This is a genomic window from Bianquea renquensis (assembly GCF_014384895.1).
In the GTDB taxonomy this organism is placed as follows: domain Bacteria; phylum Bacillota; class Clostridia; order Lachnospirales; family Bianqueaceae; genus Bianquea; species Bianquea renquensis.
Window position 1 is genome coordinate 133,956 of sequence record NZ_JACRSQ010000001.1, and the last position, 17,446, is coordinate 151,401.

The window sequence follows — 17,446 nt, forward strand, 5'->3', positions numbered from 1 at the left end:
AATCCATACAATCAGAAAGGGGACATCGTCCGTGAGTAATTTTTTGGAAACGATTAAGATGAGAGCCAAGGCACAGAAGAAAACCATTGTTCTTCCTGAGACCTGGGATAGAAGAACATTAGACGCCGCCGCCGCAGTTCTGGCGGAGGGCATAGCGGATGTCATTCTCGTCGGCAGCAAGGAGACGATCTGTCAGTCAGCGCCGGATCTTGACCTCTCGAAAGCCACATTTGCAGATCCTGAGAATTTTGAAGGAATGGATGAGTTTGTGGCAACGCTGGTGGAGTTGCGCAAGAATAAGGGCGTCGATGAAGCCAAGGCCGCCAAGCTGTTGAAGAATCCGCTGTACTTCGGCGTCATGATGGTTAAGAAGGGACAAGCGGATGGCATGGTGGCAGGTGCTGTGACGGCTACGCCGGATGTGCTGCGCCCTGCGCTGCAGATTTTAAAGACTCGCCCGGGCACAAAGCTTGTCTCCGCATTCTTTGTCATGGTGGTCCCCGACTGTGAGTATGGAGCCAATGGCACTTTCATCTATGCGGATTCAGGCTTGAATCCCAACCCAACGGCGGAGGAGCTGGCGCATATCGCGGTGAATTCCGCGGAGACTTTCGAGACATTGGTTCAGGAGGAACCGGTGGTTGGAATGCTGTCTTTCTCCACAAAGGGCAGCGCATCCCACTCGGATGTGGACAAGGTTGTGGAAGCGACGAGAATCGCAAAGGAGCTGGCTCCCAATGTGAAGCTGGATGGAGAACTACAGCTGGACGCTGCAATTGTTCCCTCTGTAGGCCAATCCAAGGCGCCGGGCAGCGATGTAGCGGGTCACTGCAATGTCCTCGTATTCCCTGATTTGGACGCGGGCAATATCGGGTATAAATTGACGCAGCGTCTGGCGAAGGCTGAGGCGTATGGGCCGATCACGCAGGGGATCGCCGCGCCCGTCAACGATTTGTCCAGGGGCTGTGTTGCAGAGGATATCGTGGGTGTTATTGCAATCACAGCGGTACAGGCGCAACAGCAGAAGAGATAAATGGAAACCTTAGACGAATAGGAGATGGAGCAAGATGATGAAGGTATTGGTCATCAACTGTGGGAGTTCATCCTTGAAATACCAGTTGATTGATATGGAAACGGAGAGCGTTTTGGCGAAAGGACTGTGCGAGCGCATCGGAATTGATGGCTCTAGACTCAAGCACACGCCGGCAGGCAAGGACACCGTTGTGCTGGAAGAGGTTATGCCAGACCACAACAAAGCGGTCCAAATGGTTCTGGACGCGCTGACAGATTCTGAGTACGGTGTAATCTCCAACATGCAGGAGATCGGAGCCGTAGGACACCGCGTCGTGCACGGTGGGGAGGCATTTTCCGGGTCGGTTCTGATTACCGATGACGTGATCAAGGCGATGGAAGAATGCAGTGAGCTAGCGCCGCTGCACAACCCGGCAAATCTCATCGGGATCCGTGCGTGTCAGAAACTGATGCCGGATACCCCAATGGTTGGCGTGTTCGACACGGCGTTTCATCAGACGATGCCGGAGGAGGCCTATCTCTACGGAATTCCCTATGAGTACTATACTAAGTACAAAGTTCGTCGATATGGATTTCACGGAACGTCTCACCGCTATGTGTCGCAGCGGGTGGCCGCTGTTTTGGGCAAGCCCATTGAAGATCTGAAGATCATCGTCTGTCATCTCGGCAACGGAGCTAGCGTCTGCGCGGTTGATGGCGGTAAGTCTGTGGACACAAGCATGGGGTTGACTCCGCTGGAAGGGTTGATCATGGGAACCCGCAGCGGGGATATCGATCCGGCGATTATGCAGTACATCATGCATAAGGAAAATTTGGACATTGATCAGATGATGGACGTCCTGAACAAAAAATCTGGGATCCTTGGAATTTCTGGTATCTCCAGCGATTTCCGCGAAGTGGAAAGCGGCTGTGAGGCGGGCAATCCGGACGCCATCCGCGCCAACAATGCGTTTGTCTATCACGTTGTCAAATACATTGGATCCTACGCTGCTGCTATGAATGGCCTGGACGCCATTGCGTTTACCGCGGGTCTTGGCGAAAATAATGGCAAAGTTCGGGCACAGATCTGCTCCTATTTTGGATTCTTAGGCTTGACCGTGGACCCGGAGCGCAACGCGGTGCGAGGAGTGGAAACGATCATCTCCACCGAGGATTCGAAAGTAAAAGCGCTGTTGATCCCGACAGACGAGGAATTGATGATTGCACGGGATACAGTGGAGATTTGCCGGTAAACATTTTATAAGGAAACAGGGTGTCGGGGAGGCCGGCGCTCGGGGAAAAATAATTTCAATGCCGCAAGGAGGCACAGCCACAAGGCTATGCCCCCTTGCTTTTTCTTTTACTCCTCGCGGCAGCCACAGAGGTTGAGGGGCGGACCCCTACATTTTTTTCGATCGCCAGCCCATAGCAATTCCTGTAAAATTTGAAATAATTTGGCCTATTGCCAAACTGACTACCGCTTGATATAATAACGCCGACAGCTCTGATAGGGCTGTCAATCGATAAAAATAAATTCGAGGTGACGAAATGAGAAAACTAGTATCTGTTATACTGACCATTGTTGTGAGTGTAGGAGCAATGGCCTTTTCCGCCCCAGTAGAGGCTGCTACCCTTCAATCAACGGCAGGAGTTGTTTCAACATCAAGCGGACGGCTGAATGTTCGAAGCAATAGCTCAACTAGCGCTTCTGTCATTGCTTCTTTAGATAAGGGAAGTTATGTCACACTGCTCTCCAAATCGGGGTCATGGTGGTATGTAGAATATGCAAAAGGCCAGTATGGCTATTGCCATGCTGATTATATCAAAACCACAGCGGGAACCGCCGCTACGGTTAAAACTCAATCTGGAAATCTGAATGTCAGGAGTGGAGCCGGAACCTCCTACCAGATCAAAGACAAGTTGGCAAAGGGAGAAACGGTTGTCGTTTTATCCACTTCCAACGGGTGGAGCCGAGTTCTCTATCACGGTACCAAAACGGGCTATGTCAGCAGCCAGTATCTGTCGCAGAATGGACAGGCAGCGATTTCGCTGAATCTGCCGAATTACAAGCAGACTGACAGCCGCTGGGCCAACGCGACTCTTGGAAACTCCGGAAAGACCATCGCGAAAAGCGGATGTACCACCACTGCGATTGCGATGATAGAGTCTTACCGTACGGGTACGACAATCTACCCGGACGCCATGGCCAAAAAACTCAGTTATACCTCATCCGGCGACCTGTATTGGCCAAGCGATTACCAGGTGGTTACCCAGTATTCTCTGAGCGCCATCTATGATCAGCTCAAGCAGGGCAAGCCTGTTCTGTTCGGCGCTAAGACATCCGCCGGCAGACAGCATTGGGTTGTGATCAATGGCTACACTGGGGGGGACGGGTTCTCCGCGTCTCAGTTCACAGTGCTTGATCCCGGCTCGAACCAGCGCACAACGTTGCAGCACTTGCTCAACGATTACCCAGTGTTTTATAAATACTTTTATTATAAATAAGAAGTACGCGATTTCTACAATTCCGCTAGAACATTCCTCTTTTGCCACTTACAAATAAGGGCCAGGCGAACTTGTCAACGATGCAATGAACGGGCAACGCCCGCTGTTGATAAGTTCGTCTGGCCTTTTCTCCATTCCAGCTGCCATTCGAGAGAATGTCAGCGCCCTCTGTATATCCGAATGGCGTAAGATATTTCAGCCATTGTCGCAGGCAAGAGGAAGCCGGATATGATTATTTCAGCAAATCCAATACTTCATATAGGGCTTGTACAGTGGTGATGCCCTCATACCTCCGATTGCCACTCCTCTGCAACAGAACCGGTTGAATGCCAGCTGAGGCCGCGCCCTGCACATCTGATTGGAAGGAATCCCCTATATGGATTACTTGATCTGCACGAAATCCGCTGACGTCCAGAGCTTTTTCAAACAATTCCTTATGCGGCTTATAGGCGCGAACCATGTCGGCACATACGATCCCAGTTGGGCAAAGACGATTGCGTTTCATAGCCTTCTCCACATATTGGATTCCATTATTGCTGATCACATAGAGGGGCAAGGGACACGTCTCATAGAACTCTCTCACATCGGGGAAGAGAGGGGCGTTAACCCAGTAGTCCTGAATTAAGCGGTGTAACTCTGCCAAGTTTTCTTTTAGCTGAAAGGTTTTGACCAAGTCGAGGAGTGCCCGGTCAACAATTTCGTCCTCCGTTAGATAGGAGTCCCCAAAACTGCTGTTTTCATATTGCTTTACCAGGCCCCACCAAGCGTTCATAACGTCTCGCGGTTGGCGCAATGTACTATTCTTGCAAATTCTTGCCACGACTTCCTTCAGTTCCATGCCGCTCTCTTGAATTGTCGTCCCTGTATAATCAATAAAAACTGCGTGAATCATTGCGTGCATCTCCTATTTTATGATATAATGTATATTATACAGCCTTCTGTGATTCCTGTCCAGAGAACAGGAGCCTTTGACTCATTAAGAAAAGGTGGATTTAGATGAATACAATCTATTTTTTACCCCTGTCTGACTCGGAAGAAAATAATTCGCTGCATCAACTTTTGCCTTTTGTATCGGAGAAGAAGCAAGAAAAAATTAAGCGATTTCGGTTCGATATCGATCGAAAGCTTAGCCTATACTCAGAGCTGATGGTGCGAGTGATCGCAAGCCAGACTCTCAAGATTCCAAATCGAGAGATCGTTTTTGGGAGCGGGGAGTGGGGAAAACCGAAAATTGAGGGCCATCCTGAATTTCACTATAACATTTCTCACACTCGGAACGCCGTGATGGTAGCGATCGCAGACGGTTCTGTCGGCGCGGATATTGAGAAGATAAAGGAAGCGGAATACGGGATTGCCAAACGTTTTTTTACGGCGCGGGAACAGGAGTATATAGTAGAATCAGACGAGGGCGCGGCAGAGCGGTTTTATGAGGTTTGGACAAGAAAGGAGGCGTACTGTAAATACCTTGGGAAAGGCTTATCGCTGCCCCTTAATACTTTTGATGTAACCGGCCCCCTGCTTTGCGCATCGATTGTAACAGGGAATTGGGGCGAGTACATCTGGTCCGTCTGTGCGCGGCAGCCCGATATGCATTTTGCAGTCCAGGAATGGACGCAAGGTCAGGTGGAGCGCATGGCATTGTCTTCCCTGAGGAAATATGAGCTAAAAAACATGACGTTTCGCGAAAATGATTGACAAACGGCAAAAGCCTATGTATAATAGGGAGAGTGACTAAAAAGGGAGGATAACCATGTTACAGGTGAACGTGCGCAGCCTGCTGCTCGATCCCCGGACCGTCATGGAGGTACAAGCCTCTGAGGAGAAGGAACCCATCACCATCGGCGGTGAGATCATTCGGTTTACCGAGCCGTGGGATGTGAGGGGAACCCTCGCCAATGTGGGAGGCGCGGTCATTGAGTTCGACGCGGCGGTCGACACGGAAGTTCATATGACCTGCAGCCGGTGCATGAAGGATGTACGCCTTCCCTTGCATATTACAGTCAGACAGCGCTTTGCGCCCGAACAGAATCCAGATGGAAATCCGGCGGAGCCGGAGGATGACGTGATGCGGTTTCACGGATATCGGATCGATCTCCAGGAGACCATCGCCGAGGAAGTGCAGCTCGCCATTCCCATGAAGGTTTTGTGCCGGGAGGACTGCAAGGGGTTGTGCCCGTCCTGCGGCAAAGATTTGAACGAGGGGCCTTGTGGCTGCCACCATGAGGAGACGGATCCCCGCTGGGACGCTTTGAAAGGCTTATTGCATTAGAGAGCCGATGACCGTCAGGTCAAGGAATCAATAGGAGCAGGAGGTGTAACATCATGGGTGCTATCGGACCAAAGAACAGAACGTCCAAGGCAAGACGAAATAAAAGAAAAGCCAATTGGAAATTGACCGCTCCCAGTCTGGCCAAGTGCAGCAAGTGTGGTGCTTTGATCATGCCACACAGAGTCTGCAAGGAATGCGGCACATATAACAAGAGACAGGTAGTGAAAGTCGAGGAAGAGTAGTCATAGGGCTACTCTTTTTTCATACCGCAGGGAAAGTCCGCCGCGAGGCGGGCACAGATCCCAAGTTTGCGAAGCGAAGTTTTTATAGATTTCCTATGGCGCGTGGACGAGACGATGGCAGATGGGGAAAATTGCCAAGAAATCCCACAGCGGCATCCAAGATTTCTACCACATCCGAAACCCAATGGGTTGACAAAAGAGGAAAGATTCGGTATAATAAGGTCAGTTTAGCGATTTACTATGATAAAGTGATAAAATGAAAGGGGCCCAGGCATGAAGGACTTGATCTATACACCCTATGGATTTCGGGATTATTTATTTGAAGACAGTCAACAGCGGATGGAAGTGCGTGGCCGCATCCACGCTGTTTTTGAGCGCTATGGATACCGCGATATTCAGACGCCGGTGGTGGAGTACTTAGAGGTTTTTGACAAGGAGCGCGGCAGTATCTCTCCGCTGGACATGTATAAATTTGTTGACCGCGATGGGGAGATGCTAGCCCTTCGGCCGGATATGACGCCGGCGCTGGCGCGGTTGGCATCGCTGTACTTTCAGGACGAGGATCTGCCATGCCGGGTGACCGCCACAGGCAGCACATTCCGGTACAACAGCCGCTATTCGGCTAAGCAGCGGGAGTTATCCCAGACAGGAATCGAGTTTTTTGGCGATGAGAGCTTTTACAGCGACGCAGAGGTTCTGGCGGTGGCGATCGAGGCCCTGAAGGCCACGGGCCTGACTGATTTTAAGATCGCTGTAGGCCACGCGCGCATCACAGCCACGGTTTTAGAGCTCCTCCGTGGAACAGACCAGGAGCGGCAGGAATTGGTTTCCTGCCTGCACAGCAAGAACTTTGCCGCTATGGAGCAGAAGGTGGAGGAGATGGCGCTATCTCGGCCGCTGAGGGAATTGATGGAGATTTTAGCGGATTCCGGCGATATCCAGCTGATTCACCGTGGCCGCGTGCTGTGTGAGACAGAGGGAGAGGCAGAGTTGGCGTCGTATTTTACCAGACTGGAAGAAGTCCATCAGCTGCTCAGCGCCTATGGACTTGACGCCTATCTCGTGTACGATCTGAGCATGACAGCGGAACTGGGGTATTATACGGGTATCGTATTTAAGGGGTATGCCTATGGCAGCGGCGATTACATCGTCGATGGCGGGCGATATGATGACTTATTGAAGCAGTTTCAAAAGGATTGGCCGGCTGTAGGCTTTGGCATCTACCAGGACAGTCTGATGACAGCGCTAAAGAAGCAGGAAGTTGTGCTCCCGAGGCCCAATTTTTTGCTGGCCGCCTGCGACAGGGCGGGGGCAGCGCAGATGATCCCGTGGATTCAGCGGTGGAGAGAGAGGGGAATCCGAATCCTTTTCAAACCCTGTGTCAAGACCTTGGATCATGTCGCGTCCTACGGGAGGAACCACCAATGCTCCCGCGGATTATTTTTTAAGGACGGCCTGTTGATAGGGATGGACTTAGACACTGAGAGGGAAATGGAATTCGAAAGCTTTGCGGCGGCACAGGATTTTGTGTCCGCCATGGGGGAGGGAGAGACGAGATGAAATATTTGACCTTTGCCCTGACGAAAGGGCGGCTTGCCAACAAGACCCTGGAGCTTTTAGAGCAGGTTGGAATTCGCTGTGAGGAAATGTACACGGATACGAGAAAGCTAGTGTTTACGGACGAGCAGATGGGCGTCAAGTTCTTTTTGGCGAAGGCGACCGACGTCCCCACATATGTGGAGTACGGGGCCGCCGACATCGGCGTGGTGGGCAAGGATGTGCTGATGGAGGAAAAGAAAGACCTGTTTGAAGTGCTAGATCTTGGATTTGGCCGGTGCCGCATGGCAGTAGCCGGATTTCCCTCCGGCAGAGAACTGTTGGATATGCGCGGCGACTTCAAGGTGGCGACAAAATACCCGGAGATCGCCAGACACTACTTTTTGACAAGGCATCAACAGCCGGAGATATTAAAGCTCAACGGGTCCATTGAATTGGCCCCGATTGTCGGGCTGTCGGATGTGATCGTCGATATTGTGGAGACCGGAAGCACCTTAAAGGAAAATGGATTGATGGTTCTGGACGAGATCTGTCCCATATCCGCCCGCATGGTTGTCAATAAAGCCAGCATGAAGATTGAGCTGGAGCGGATTCAGAAGTTGACCCGGGCGGTGAGCACGATTTTAAAGCAAAAAGAAAGGGAGACGAGGGCATGATTCGCATTGTAGAGTATACGGGAGATGCCAACATTCTAAAACGGCTGGAGATCCCCCAGGAAGACTATGACCGTGTGGTCAAGGACATCGTCGAGGCGGTGCGGGAGAGAAAAGACGAGGCGGTGCGGGAGTATACGGCGAAATTTGACAAGGTGGAGATCACGGATTTCCTAGTGACAGAGGACGAGATGGAGGAAGGTTGTCAGTTGGCCGGAGAGTCTTTCATCGAGATACTGGAGAAGGCGAAAACGAGAATTGAGACATATCATGTCACCCAGAAGCGGCAAAGCCAGATCATGACGGAAGAATCAGGTAGCCTCCTTGGACAGCTGGTCATTCCGCTGCAAAGAGCCGGGGTGTATGTGCCAGGTGGGAAGGCGCTGTATCCATCATCTGTGTTGATGAATGTCTTGCCGGCCAAAGTGGCGGGGGTCGGGGAGATCATCATGGTTACGCCCCCAAATCGGGAAGGAAAGGTGGATCCGCGGGTTTTGGCCGCCGCAAAGGTGTGCGGAGTTCAAAAGGTCTATAAGGTTGGAGGCGCCCAGGCCATCGCCGCCATGGCATATGGGACGGAGAGCATCCCCCGGGTTGACAAGATCGTAGGACCTGGGAACATCTTTGTGGCAACGGCCAAAAAGCTTGTCTATGGTCAGGTGAGCGTGGATTCTTTTGCAGGCCCCAGCGAAATTCTCATTCTGGCGGATCAAAGTGCAAATCCAGCCTACGTGGCGGCGGATATGGTATCCCAGGCGGAGCACGATGAGATGGCTGGCTCCATTCTCATCACGGACTCTCGGGAGCTGGCGGAGCAGGTTCAAGAGCAGCTGGCGATTCAGACGGCCGCCGCGCCGCGCCGGAATGTCATCGAAGCGTCTCTGAGGAATCGCGGTATGATTCTGCTTGTCAAAAATCTGGAAGAAGGGATTGAGATGGCCAACGCGTATGCCCCGGAGCATATGGAAATCTGTACCGTTGAGCCTATGAGCTTCGTATCCCGAATCCGCTGTGCCGGCGCTATCTTTGTAGGACAGTATAGCCCAGAACCATTGGGAGACTATATGGCGGGACCTAATCATGTTCTGCCCACCGGAGGAAGCGCGCGGTTTTTCTCCCCCCTTGGCGTGGACGATTTTATCAAGAAGACGAGCCTTATCTACATGACCAAAGACGGGATGATGGAACTGGCAGAGGATGTCATCGCCTTTGCGGAGGCAGAAAAGCTGTATGCACACGGACAAGCGGTTCGGCTCCGGTATTTGGACGAAAGGAATGGGCAGTGATGGATATACGAACGTTTATACGCAAGGATCTCCGCGATATGGTCAACTACCAGGTGCAGCCTGTAAGGGGAATCAAGATGGACGCCAATGAGAGTCCCTTTCCCATGAGCCGGGAGCTGCGCGGGGAGATTGCAAAGTGGATCCAGGAGGAGGAGACCCTTCGGTTTTACCCTGATACGGATTGCGTCGAGCTTCGCCGGACCATCGCTGAGACAAGCGGTCTATCCGCGGACCAGGTCCTGTGCGGAGTGGGATCCGACCAGATTATTGATTTCCTCATGAAGACCTTCCTGGAAGAGGGCGACACCATCCTCGTGCCAGAGCCGTCCTTCTCCATGTATGCTCTCAGCGCCAAAATCAATCACGGGAAAGCGGTGGCCTTTGACTTGAATGCAGAGGATTTTTCCTACCCCATTGATACGATCCTCCAGCTGTGCCGGGAGCGAAAGCCCAAAATTCTCTTCCTCTGTACGCCGAACAATCCCACTGGCAGTCCGCTGGAGCGCTGTGAGCTGGAGAGAATTTTGGAGGGCGTATCGTGCATAGTAGCCCTGGATGAGGCCTACGGTGAATTTTCTGGTCAGAACGATCTTGACCTGATTGAGACCTATCCCAATCTGGTCTCCCTCAGAACCTTCTCCAAGGCTTTTGGGCTCGCGGGACTCCGCGTGGGATATGCGCTGGGGAGCCGGGAGATGATTCAGGCGCTGGACACAGTGAAGGCCCCGTACAATTTGAGTACCATCGCCCAGATCACCGCGGCGAAGGTGCTTCGCCGGCCAGAGTACAAGGAGCACATCGCCTGGATTTTGAGAGAGCGGGACCGGATGTATGAGCAGCTACGTCAGCTGGAGGGCAAGCAGGGATTTTACTGTTATCCCTCCAGCGCCAATTACTTTTTCATGCGCTCCAATGTGGAAAATCTAGGGGCTTTGCTGTTGGAGCGAGGGCTTCTGGTGAGGGCCTACACTGGATCGCTGAAGTCCTATATTCGCGCATCCATCACGACGCAGGAGGGCAACGACCTGTTCCTGGCGTCGCTGTGGGAAATCTTGGAGGGAATTGAATCATGAGAAAAGCGACAGTGCAGAGAAAAACCAACGAGACGGATATCACGGTGGATCTTGAGTTAGATGGAAGAGGGGATTCCAATATCCAGACAGGAATCGGCTTTTTGGATCACATGTTGACTCTCTTTGCAAGACATGGCTTCTTTGATCTGCATGTGTGGGCAAAGGGCGACCTGGATGTAGACTGTCACCATACGGTGGAGGACGTGGGAATCGCCATAGGACAGGCTCTCAGGGAAGCGCTGGGAGGAAAAGAGGGGATTCGCCGGTATGGCACCATGACACTCCCCATGGATGAGACCTTGATGCTCTGTGCGCTGGACTTATCCGGGAGGCCGTACCTCAATATGGATGTAACGTTTACAGTGCCGCGGCTTGGCGCCCTGGACACGGAGATGGTGGAAGAGTTTTTCTACGCCGTGGCGGTTAACGCCGGTATGAATCTCCATTTTAAGCAGATGGCCGGGACAAACAATCACCATCTGGCGGAGAGCATGTTTAAGGCCTTCGGACAGGCGCTGGATCAGGCGGTTGGAATGGACGAGAGGATTCAAGGGGTTCGCTCGTCAAAAGGGACTTTATAGGAGGCGGCCCATGATATTATATCCAGCAATCGATATGAAGGACGGACAGTGCGTCCGCCTACAGCAAGGACGATTTGATAAGGTTACCGTTTACGAGTCAGACCCCGCGAAGATGGCGCGAAAATGGGAAAGCCTGGGCGCCTCCTGGGTTCATGTGGTGGATTTGGATGGCGCCTTGAAAGGAAAAGGCGTCAATACAGAGGCGCTGCGCGCAGTAACGCAAGCAGTGTCGATTCCGGTCCAGACCGGAGGCGGCATCCGCAGTCTTGACCACATTGAGGAAAAGCTGGCGGCTGGTGTTCGCAGGGTGATTATCGGCACGGCGGCGGTCAAGGATCCAGCCTTTTTGAAGGCGGCGTTAGCGGAGTATGGCCCGGAGCGAATCGTGGTGGGAATCGATGCAAAGGATGGCATGGTTGCGCTGGAGGGCTGGGAGGAGGTCAGCGGGACAAGGTCGGCTGATTTAGGCCGGGCTATGAAAGATTTAGGCGTCACCACCGTGGTCTATACGGATATCAGCAGGGACGGAATGCTGTGCGGCCCGAATGTCCAGGCGACTAGCGCGCTCATGCGAGAGACCGGCCTCACCGTTATCGCGTCCGGTGGCGTGTCCTCCATGGACGATCTGGCGTCGCTGTACGAAGCCGGCATACCCGGCGTCATCACGGGAAAGGCGTTATACGAAGGCAGAATCCAGCTTGAGAAGGCGATTCTGCGGTTTGAGAAAGGGGAATCGGCATGATCGCAGTCGTAGATTACCGGGCGGGAAATGGCCCCAGTGTATTGAATGCGTTGGAAACCATCCAGGCTTCTTGCAAGATGGCAAAGTCTGCGGAGGACTTCGACGGCGCGACGGCCATTATTTTGCCGGGTGTAGGGTCCGCCGACGCAACCATCGCGTCGTTGAAGGAGCAAGGCCTTTTGGAGGCAATCGAGGAGAAAGTATTGCGGGATAAGATTCCATTTCTTGGAATCTGTGTTGGCCTTCAGATCCTCTTTGATCACAGCGAGGAGGGGGATACCCCCTGCCTGGGTTGGCTTAAAGGACAGGTCAAGCGCTTTCCAGAGACGGTCCGCGTACCGCAGATCGGCTGGAACCGTGTGCAGTACAGGAAGCCGCATCCGCTGACACAGGGCTTAGGGGATGGGGATTATTTCTATTTTGTCAACTCCTATTATGTGATTCCGGAGGAAGACGATGTGATCCTCGGCACAACGGAGTATGGGCAACCCTTTTGTTCCTTTGTCGCCAAGGGCAATATCATGGCGTCCCAGTTTCACATGGAAAAGAGTGGGGAAGGCGGCCTTCGGCTGCTTCGGAATTTTGTCCGTATTGCGGAGGAGGGGATCGAGCTATGCTGACGAAACGATTGATTGCATGTTTTGACGTGCGCAATAAAATGGTGACGAAGGCCCACCAGTTTCAGGACAATATTGACATCGCGCCGGCGGAAGAAGTCGCCAGAGCCATCTATCAGGAGCAGGTGGACGAGATTATTTTCTATGATATCCTCGCCAGTGCAGAGAAGCGGCCCATCGATCTGGATATGGTTCGAAAAGTTGCAAGGGAAGTCTTCGTCCCCTTCACTGTCGGGGGCGGTATCCGCAGCCTGGAGGATATGTTTCAGGTATTAAAGGCGGGCGCGGAGAAAATCAGCATTGATTCCATGGCGGTCCGCAATCCCCAGATTATTCAGCAAGGGGCGAAGGCCTTTGGCCGGCAGTGTATGGTTCTGAGTATGCAGGTTAAGCGCGTGGCGAGATCGGAGACGATCCCCAGCGGCTATGAGATTGCCATCGACGGCGCGCGAGTCTTTACAGGCATGGACGCTGTGGAGTGGGCGAGACAGGGGGAGGCTCTGGGAGCCGGCGAGATCTGCGTCAATTCCATCGACAACGATGGGACGCACCAGGGGTATGATCTGGAGATCACGAAGCTTGTTTCCGACGCTGTGAACGTTCCTGTCATCGCATCCGGCGGAGCCGGTGTGCCAAGCCACCTGACGGATGTTTTTACTAAAACGGGTGCCAGCGCGGGAATCATCAGTTCAATGCTGTATTCTCCCAGAATTGCCCGCAATTACACAGTTCAAGAGATTAAGGATGAGCTGCTGGCCAGCGGGATCCCCATGCGGCCCTACAGGGACTATGGAAAGGAAGTGGAAGCGTGATCCCCTTTCAAGAGCTAAAGCTGCTGGAGAATGGTTTAATCCCCGTCATCGTGCAGGCCCATGATACAAAAGCGGTTCTGATGCAGGCTTATATGAATCAGGAGGCCTATGAAAAGACCATGGAAACAGGCAGGATGCACTACTACAGCCGCAGCCGTGGCTGCCTGTGGCTTAAGGGGGAAACCTCCGGCCATTTCCAGGATGTGGAGGCGCTGTACGCGGATTGCGACTTGGACTGTATTCTCGCGGTGGTGCGGCAGACAGGACCTGCCTGCCATACCGGCAGTTACAGCTGCTTTTTCAATCGGATTACCGAGTAAAACAACGTTGCAACAGATTCTATCCTGTGCTATAATACACAGAGATCATACGGAGGAGGCAAATTTAAGTGGAACAAAAAGATATTTTACAGAGAATATATGACATTGTCGTGGACCGCAGGGAAAACCCCAAAGAGGGTTCCTACACCAATTATCTGTTTGATAAGGGAATCGATAAGATATTGAAGAAAGTTGGGGAGGAGACGGCGGAAGTCATCATTGGAGCGAAGAATCCCGGAAAAGACGAGGTGGTCTACGAAATCTCCGACCTCCTATATCATCTGACAGTTCTCATGGTGGAAAAGGGCGTGGTCTGGGAGGATTTATACCAGGAGTTGGAGAGCCGGTATAAGAAGTAAGAGAACCAACATAGCAGAAGGATGGCAGCATAGTAGGGTGTGAAAGTGTTTTCGTAGCATGGAGGTAAAGTCAATATGAAAGATAGACAGGCATTGCCCGCGCTTTTACAGGGAAGAACGGTGATCGTGGGTCTGGGACTCATGGGCGCCTCCCTGGCAAAGGGGATCAAGGATTTATCCGCCGCCGCCTTCGTGGCGGGACTTGACCGAAAGGAACAGCCCATTTTTCGCGGCCTTGAGGAAAAGGTCCTCGATCAAGGGGCTGTTTTGTCCACTCAGGAGGACTCTGTTCGCTCCCTGATTCAGGAGGCGACGCTCATTATTTTATCCATGTACCCCGATGGGATTCTGGACTTTGTCTCGCGCTACCGGGAGACCTTCTCGGAGGGGACAGTTCTCATGGATATCTGTGGACTGAAAGGATTCTTCCTGGAGGAGGCGCAGCGCATCCTGCCGGAGGGGGTGGAGTTTGTGGGAACTCACCCCATGGCGGGGAAGGAAAAGAGCGGATATGAGTATGGCAACGGGGAGATTTTTCTGGGCGCCAATTTTGTCATCACGCCGACCCTGCACAACAGGAGAGAGACTCTCGATCAGGTCCGCGCCATGGCGCGAGAGCTGGGTTTTGGGCGGATTCGAGAGGTGGAACCAAGGGAGCATGACGAGGTCATAGCCTACACCAGCCACATGCCCCATGCGTTGGCGGCAGCCCTGGTCAATTCCTGGTTGGGAACGGAGGATGTCATCTCCTTTGCCGGAGGGAGTTTTCGGGATGTGACGCGGGTTGCGGATATCAACAGCGCTCTGTGGGCACAGCTATTTTGTTATAACTCGCAGGCTCTCAGCGGTGAACTGCGACGGTTCTCCGAGATTTTGGATGAGCTGGCGCAGATGGTGGAGCAGAAGGACCGGCCACAGATCGAAGCATTTCTCACGCAGGCGGCGGAAAGGAAAGAACGATGGAACAGGGAAGGAGATCGCTATGATGATGGATCGCGTACACGTTGAGCCTGGCGCTGTGGGGGGCGCCGTCAGGATTCCCTCATCCAAGAGCATCGGTCACCGGGCGATCATCTGTGCAGGGCTGACAGATGGGGTATCCACAATCCACAATGTCACCATGTCGAAGGATATCGAAGCGACCATCGGCGCTATGAAAGCCCTGGAGGCCTCGATTGAATGCGGGAAAGAGGGGGCGCTGCGGGTCGTCGGCCTTCGATCGAGGACAGCGGCGCGGGACCGGATTGTTTCCATCGATTGTCATGAGTCGGGATCGACCCTTCGATTTATGATTCCCCTTGCCGCAGCTTTGGGGATACCGGCACAGTTTAGCGGGCAGGGGCGGTTGGCGGAACGGCCCCTGGATGTGTACTATGATTTGTTCCGCAAACAGAAGCTGCGGTATGAGACACAGAGCGGCGGCCTGCCATTGGTGGTGCTGGACCCTTTACAGCCGGGAACCTTTTCTGTGGCTGGAAATATCAGCTCCCAATTTATAACAGGACTGCTCCTGGCACTTCCGCTGCTGCAACAGGATTCCGTCATTGAGGTGACGGCGCCGCTGGAATCCATTCCCTATGTGGATTTGACGCTTCAGGTGCTGAGGACCTTTGGGATCACCGTTGAACACCAGGGGTATGAGCGGTTTCAGATACCGGGGGGACAGCGATATGAGGCGCAGGAGTGCACGGTGGAGGGGGATTACTCCCAGGCTGCCTTTTTTATGGCCGCCGCCGCTGTGGCGGGGAAGAAAGAGGGACTGTGTCTGGAGGGGTTGTCCCCGTGCTCTGCCCAGGGTGACCGGGTGATCTGTGATATTTTGCAATCTATGGGGGCTCGGATTGTCTGGGAGAGGGAGGATGCCGTGAAAGTGTATCCCTGTGAAAAATTGCGGGGAAGAACGCTGGACGTATCCCAGTGCCCGGATCTAGTTCCGATTTTGGCGGTGCTGGGCGCTTTCGCCGAGGGAACGACAGCCATCATCAACGCCCAGCGGCTGCGGTATAAAGAATCCGACCGTTTGGCGGCGGTATGGGAGGAATTGTCCGCGGTTGGGGTGAACATCGAACAGACGGAGGACGGACTTCGCATCGCTGGCCGGCCCAATGGGGGATATCCCGGAGGTGAGGCGAAGAGCTGGAATGATCACCGCATTGCCATGGCCATGGCGATCTTGGCGCTGAAGACGCAAGGAGGCGTCTCTCTGACGGGAGCCGGCAGTGTAGCCAAATCGTGGCCTTCTTTTTGGGAGGATCTGACTAGGATAGGGGGAGTGCTACATGAGTGACGTTTGGGGGAATGCTGTCAAGCTGTCGATTTTTGGGGAGTCCCACGGCCCAGCCATTGGAGTCGTCCTCGATGGAATCGAGCCGGGCGTGCGGCTTGACATGGAGGAAATCCGGAGGCAGATGGCGCGCCGGGCGCCAGGGCAAAGGCTGTCCACGCCGAGAAAGGAAGCGGATGAAGTCCAGATACTCAGCGGGGTTCGGGACGGCTTAACCTGTGGCACATCCATCTGCGCCATGATCGCCAACACCAATACCCGCTCAGCGGATTATGAGCGGACGGCGGCGCTGCTGCGGCCGTCCCACGCGGATTATACAGGGCATATCAAATATAAGGGGTTTGAGGATTTTCGAGGGGGTGGCCATTTTTCTGGCAGGATCACAGCTCCCATCGTGTTCGCAGGGGCGGTGTGCCAGCAGATTCTCAGAGAGAGGCTCGGGGTCGTGGCCGGCAGCCATATTCTCCAGCTGTACAAGGCGGGGGAAGGGGCATTTGAGGATGAAGATTTGACGGAGGAAACGCTGGACAAGCTTTCCCACAGGAGGATCCCCACCCTTCGAGCGGATCTGGAGAGCCAGATCGAGGCCATTATTGAGAGCGCCAGAATGAGCCTGGATTCCGTGGGCGGCATAGTGGAGACGGCCTTCCTCAATCTTCCAGCTGGGCTGGGAGATCCCTTTTTTGATTCCATGGAGAGCCGGATCTCCCATCTGTTATTTTCTGTTCCGGCTGTGAAGGGCGTTTCCTTTGGAAGTGGCTTTGGATTTGCAAAGATGAAGGGGTCGGAGGCCAATGATCCCTTCTATCTTGACGATGGTGCAGTCCGCACCCGCTCGAACCACAATGGAGGGATTTTGGGCGGCATTACCAGCGGAATGCCCCTTGTCTTTCAGACGGTGATCAAGCCGACAGCGTCCATTGCAAGGCCCCAGCAAACGGTGAATCTGACCGCGATGAAGGAAGAGACCTTATCCATCACCGGGCGCCATGATCCCTGTATCGTCCTTCGAGCCATTCCGGTGCTGGAGGCCATGGGGGCCATCGCAATTTATGATGCGTGGAGGAGTGATAGTTTTGGGCTGACGCCGGAAACTTCACGCAACGAGAACGGTTGAAGCGGTAGCATGGAGGTA

General features: G+C 53.4%; 20 protein-coding genes. 19 read left to right on the forward strand and 1 reads right to left on the reverse strand.

Annotated features, from left to right (window positions below; genetic code table 11):
- Positions 1 to 31 precede the first annotated feature (31 nt).
- The 3 genes from pta to H8730_RS00570 all read left to right on the forward strand — a co-directional run bounded on the left by pta (position 32) and on the right by H8730_RS00570 (position 3,516).
- Positions 32 to 1,033, forward strand: coding sequence for a phosphate acetyltransferase (pta, locus tag H8730_RS00560; RefSeq protein WP_346726529.1), 1,002 nt, complete (start codon positions 32 to 34; stop codon positions 1,031 to 1,033).
- Between the two features lie 37 nt (positions 1,034 to 1,070).
- Positions 1,071 to 2,264 carry an acetate/propionate family kinase gene (locus tag H8730_RS00565; protein ID WP_283243816.1) on the forward strand — a complete coding sequence of 398 codons (1,194 nt, stop codon included), beginning with the start codon at positions 1,071 to 1,073 and terminating at the stop codon, positions 2,262 to 2,264.
- A gap of 295 nt (positions 2,265 to 2,559) precedes the next feature.
- Positions 2,560 to 3,516 carry an SH3 domain-containing protein gene (locus H8730_RS00570; protein ID WP_177718546.1) on the forward strand — a complete coding sequence of 319 codons (957 nt, stop codon included), beginning with the start codon at positions 2,560 to 2,562 and terminating at the stop codon, positions 3,514 to 3,516.
- Between the two features lie 232 nt (positions 3,517 to 3,748).
- Here H8730_RS00570 and H8730_RS00575 read toward each other — a convergent pair whose 3' ends face one another.
- Positions 3,749 to 4,408 carry an HAD family hydrolase gene (locus H8730_RS00575; protein ID WP_177718547.1) on the reverse strand — a complete coding sequence of 220 codons (660 nt, stop codon included), beginning with the start codon at positions 4,406 to 4,408 and terminating at the stop codon, positions 3,749 to 3,751.
- Positions 4,409 to 4,512: 104 nt separating this feature from the next.
- Between H8730_RS00575 and H8730_RS00580 the strand changes: the two genes are divergently transcribed.
- The 16 genes from H8730_RS00580 to aroC all read left to right on the forward strand — a co-directional run bounded on the left by H8730_RS00580 (position 4,513) and on the right by aroC (position 17,428).
- Complete coding sequence (locus tag H8730_RS00580) at positions 4,513 to 5,211, forward strand: 4'-phosphopantetheinyl transferase family protein (protein ID WP_177718548.1); 699 nt, start codon at positions 4,513 to 4,515, stop codon at positions 5,209 to 5,211.
- 55 nt (positions 5,212 to 5,266) lie between these two features.
- On the forward strand, positions 5,267 to 5,785 hold the full coding sequence (locus H8730_RS00585; protein WP_177718549.1) for a YceD family protein: 519 nt from the start codon (positions 5,267 to 5,269) through the stop codon (positions 5,783 to 5,785).
- 53 nt (positions 5,786 to 5,838) lie between these two features.
- A complete protein-coding gene (gene rpmF / locus H8730_RS00590) occupies positions 5,839 to 6,027 on the forward strand; it encodes a 50S ribosomal protein L32 (RefSeq protein ID WP_177718550.1) in 189 nt (62 codons plus the stop codon).
- Between the two features lie 273 nt (positions 6,028 to 6,300).
- Complete coding sequence (gene hisZ / locus H8730_RS00595; RefSeq protein WP_177718552.1) at positions 6,301 to 7,587, forward strand: ATP phosphoribosyltransferase regulatory subunit; 1,287 nt, start codon at positions 6,301 to 6,303, stop codon at positions 7,585 to 7,587.
- The gene (gene hisG / locus H8730_RS00600) at positions 7,584 to 8,240 is read left to right on the forward strand and encodes an ATP phosphoribosyltransferase (protein ID WP_177718554.1); all 657 of its coding nucleotides are present in this window, start codon (positions 7,584 to 7,586) and stop codon (positions 8,238 to 8,240) included. Before hisZ ends, hisG begins: the two co-directional genes overlap by 4 nt.
- Complete coding sequence (gene hisD, locus H8730_RS00605; RefSeq protein WP_249289132.1) at positions 8,237 to 9,523, forward strand: histidinol dehydrogenase; 1,287 nt, start codon at positions 8,237 to 8,239, stop codon at positions 9,521 to 9,523. Before hisG ends, hisD begins: the two co-directional genes overlap by 4 nt.
- The gene (gene hisC, locus H8730_RS00610; protein WP_177718556.1) at positions 9,523 to 10,596 is read left to right on the forward strand and encodes a histidinol-phosphate transaminase; all 1,074 of its coding nucleotides are present in this window, start codon (positions 9,523 to 9,525) and stop codon (positions 10,594 to 10,596) included. Before hisD ends, hisC begins: the two co-directional genes overlap by 1 nt.
- Positions 10,593 to 11,177 (forward strand): imidazoleglycerol-phosphate dehydratase HisB, encoded by a 585-nt coding sequence (gene hisB / locus H8730_RS00615; protein ID WP_249289134.1) that lies wholly within the window; start codon positions 10,593 to 10,595, stop codon positions 11,175 to 11,177. Before hisC ends, hisB begins: the two co-directional genes overlap by 4 nt.
- A gap of 10 nt (positions 11,178 to 11,187) precedes the next feature.
- The gene (gene hisA / locus H8730_RS00620) at positions 11,188 to 11,919 is read left to right on the forward strand and encodes a 1-(5-phosphoribosyl)-5-[(5-phosphoribosylamino)methylideneamino]imidazole-4-carboxamide isomerase (RefSeq protein ID WP_177719203.1); all 732 of its coding nucleotides are present in this window, start codon (positions 11,188 to 11,190) and stop codon (positions 11,917 to 11,919) included.
- Positions 11,916 to 12,539 carry an imidazole glycerol phosphate synthase subunit HisH gene (gene hisH, locus H8730_RS00625; RefSeq protein ID WP_177719202.1) on the forward strand — a complete coding sequence of 208 codons (624 nt, stop codon included), beginning with the start codon at positions 11,916 to 11,918 and terminating at the stop codon, positions 12,537 to 12,539. The genes hisA and hisH overlap by 4 nt, the downstream gene beginning before the upstream one ends.
- On the forward strand, positions 12,533 to 13,348 hold the full coding sequence (hisF, locus tag H8730_RS00630; protein WP_177719201.1) for an imidazole glycerol phosphate synthase subunit HisF: 816 nt from the start codon (positions 12,533 to 12,535) through the stop codon (positions 13,346 to 13,348). Before hisH ends, hisF begins: the two co-directional genes overlap by 7 nt.
- Positions 13,345 to 13,668: a phosphoribosyl-AMP cyclohydrolase gene (gene hisI, locus H8730_RS17805; protein WP_177719200.1), complete on the forward strand. Its 324-nt coding sequence runs from the start codon at positions 13,345 to 13,347 to the stop codon at positions 13,666 to 13,668. The genes hisF and hisI overlap by 4 nt, the downstream gene beginning before the upstream one ends.
- Positions 13,669 to 13,736: 68 nt before the next feature.
- Positions 13,737 to 14,027, forward strand: coding sequence for a phosphoribosyl-ATP diphosphatase (gene hisE / locus H8730_RS17810; protein ID WP_177719199.1), 291 nt, complete (start codon positions 13,737 to 13,739; stop codon positions 14,025 to 14,027).
- 75 nt (positions 14,028 to 14,102) lie between these two features.
- The gene (locus tag H8730_RS00640) at positions 14,103 to 15,035 is read left to right on the forward strand and encodes a prephenate dehydrogenase (protein ID WP_177719198.1); all 933 of its coding nucleotides are present in this window, start codon (positions 14,103 to 14,105) and stop codon (positions 15,033 to 15,035) included.
- Positions 15,010 to 16,314, forward strand: coding sequence for a 3-phosphoshikimate 1-carboxyvinyltransferase (gene aroA / locus H8730_RS00645; RefSeq protein WP_249289136.1), 1,305 nt, complete (start codon positions 15,010 to 15,012; stop codon positions 16,312 to 16,314). The genes H8730_RS00640 and aroA overlap by 26 nt, the downstream gene beginning before the upstream one ends.
- Positions 16,307 to 17,428, forward strand: a complete 1,122-nt coding sequence (gene aroC / locus H8730_RS00650; protein ID WP_249289138.1) for a chorismate synthase — start codon at positions 16,307 to 16,309, stop codon at positions 17,426 to 17,428. Before aroA ends, aroC begins: the two co-directional genes overlap by 8 nt.
- The last annotated feature ends 18 nt before the right edge of the window (positions 17,429 to 17,446 follow it).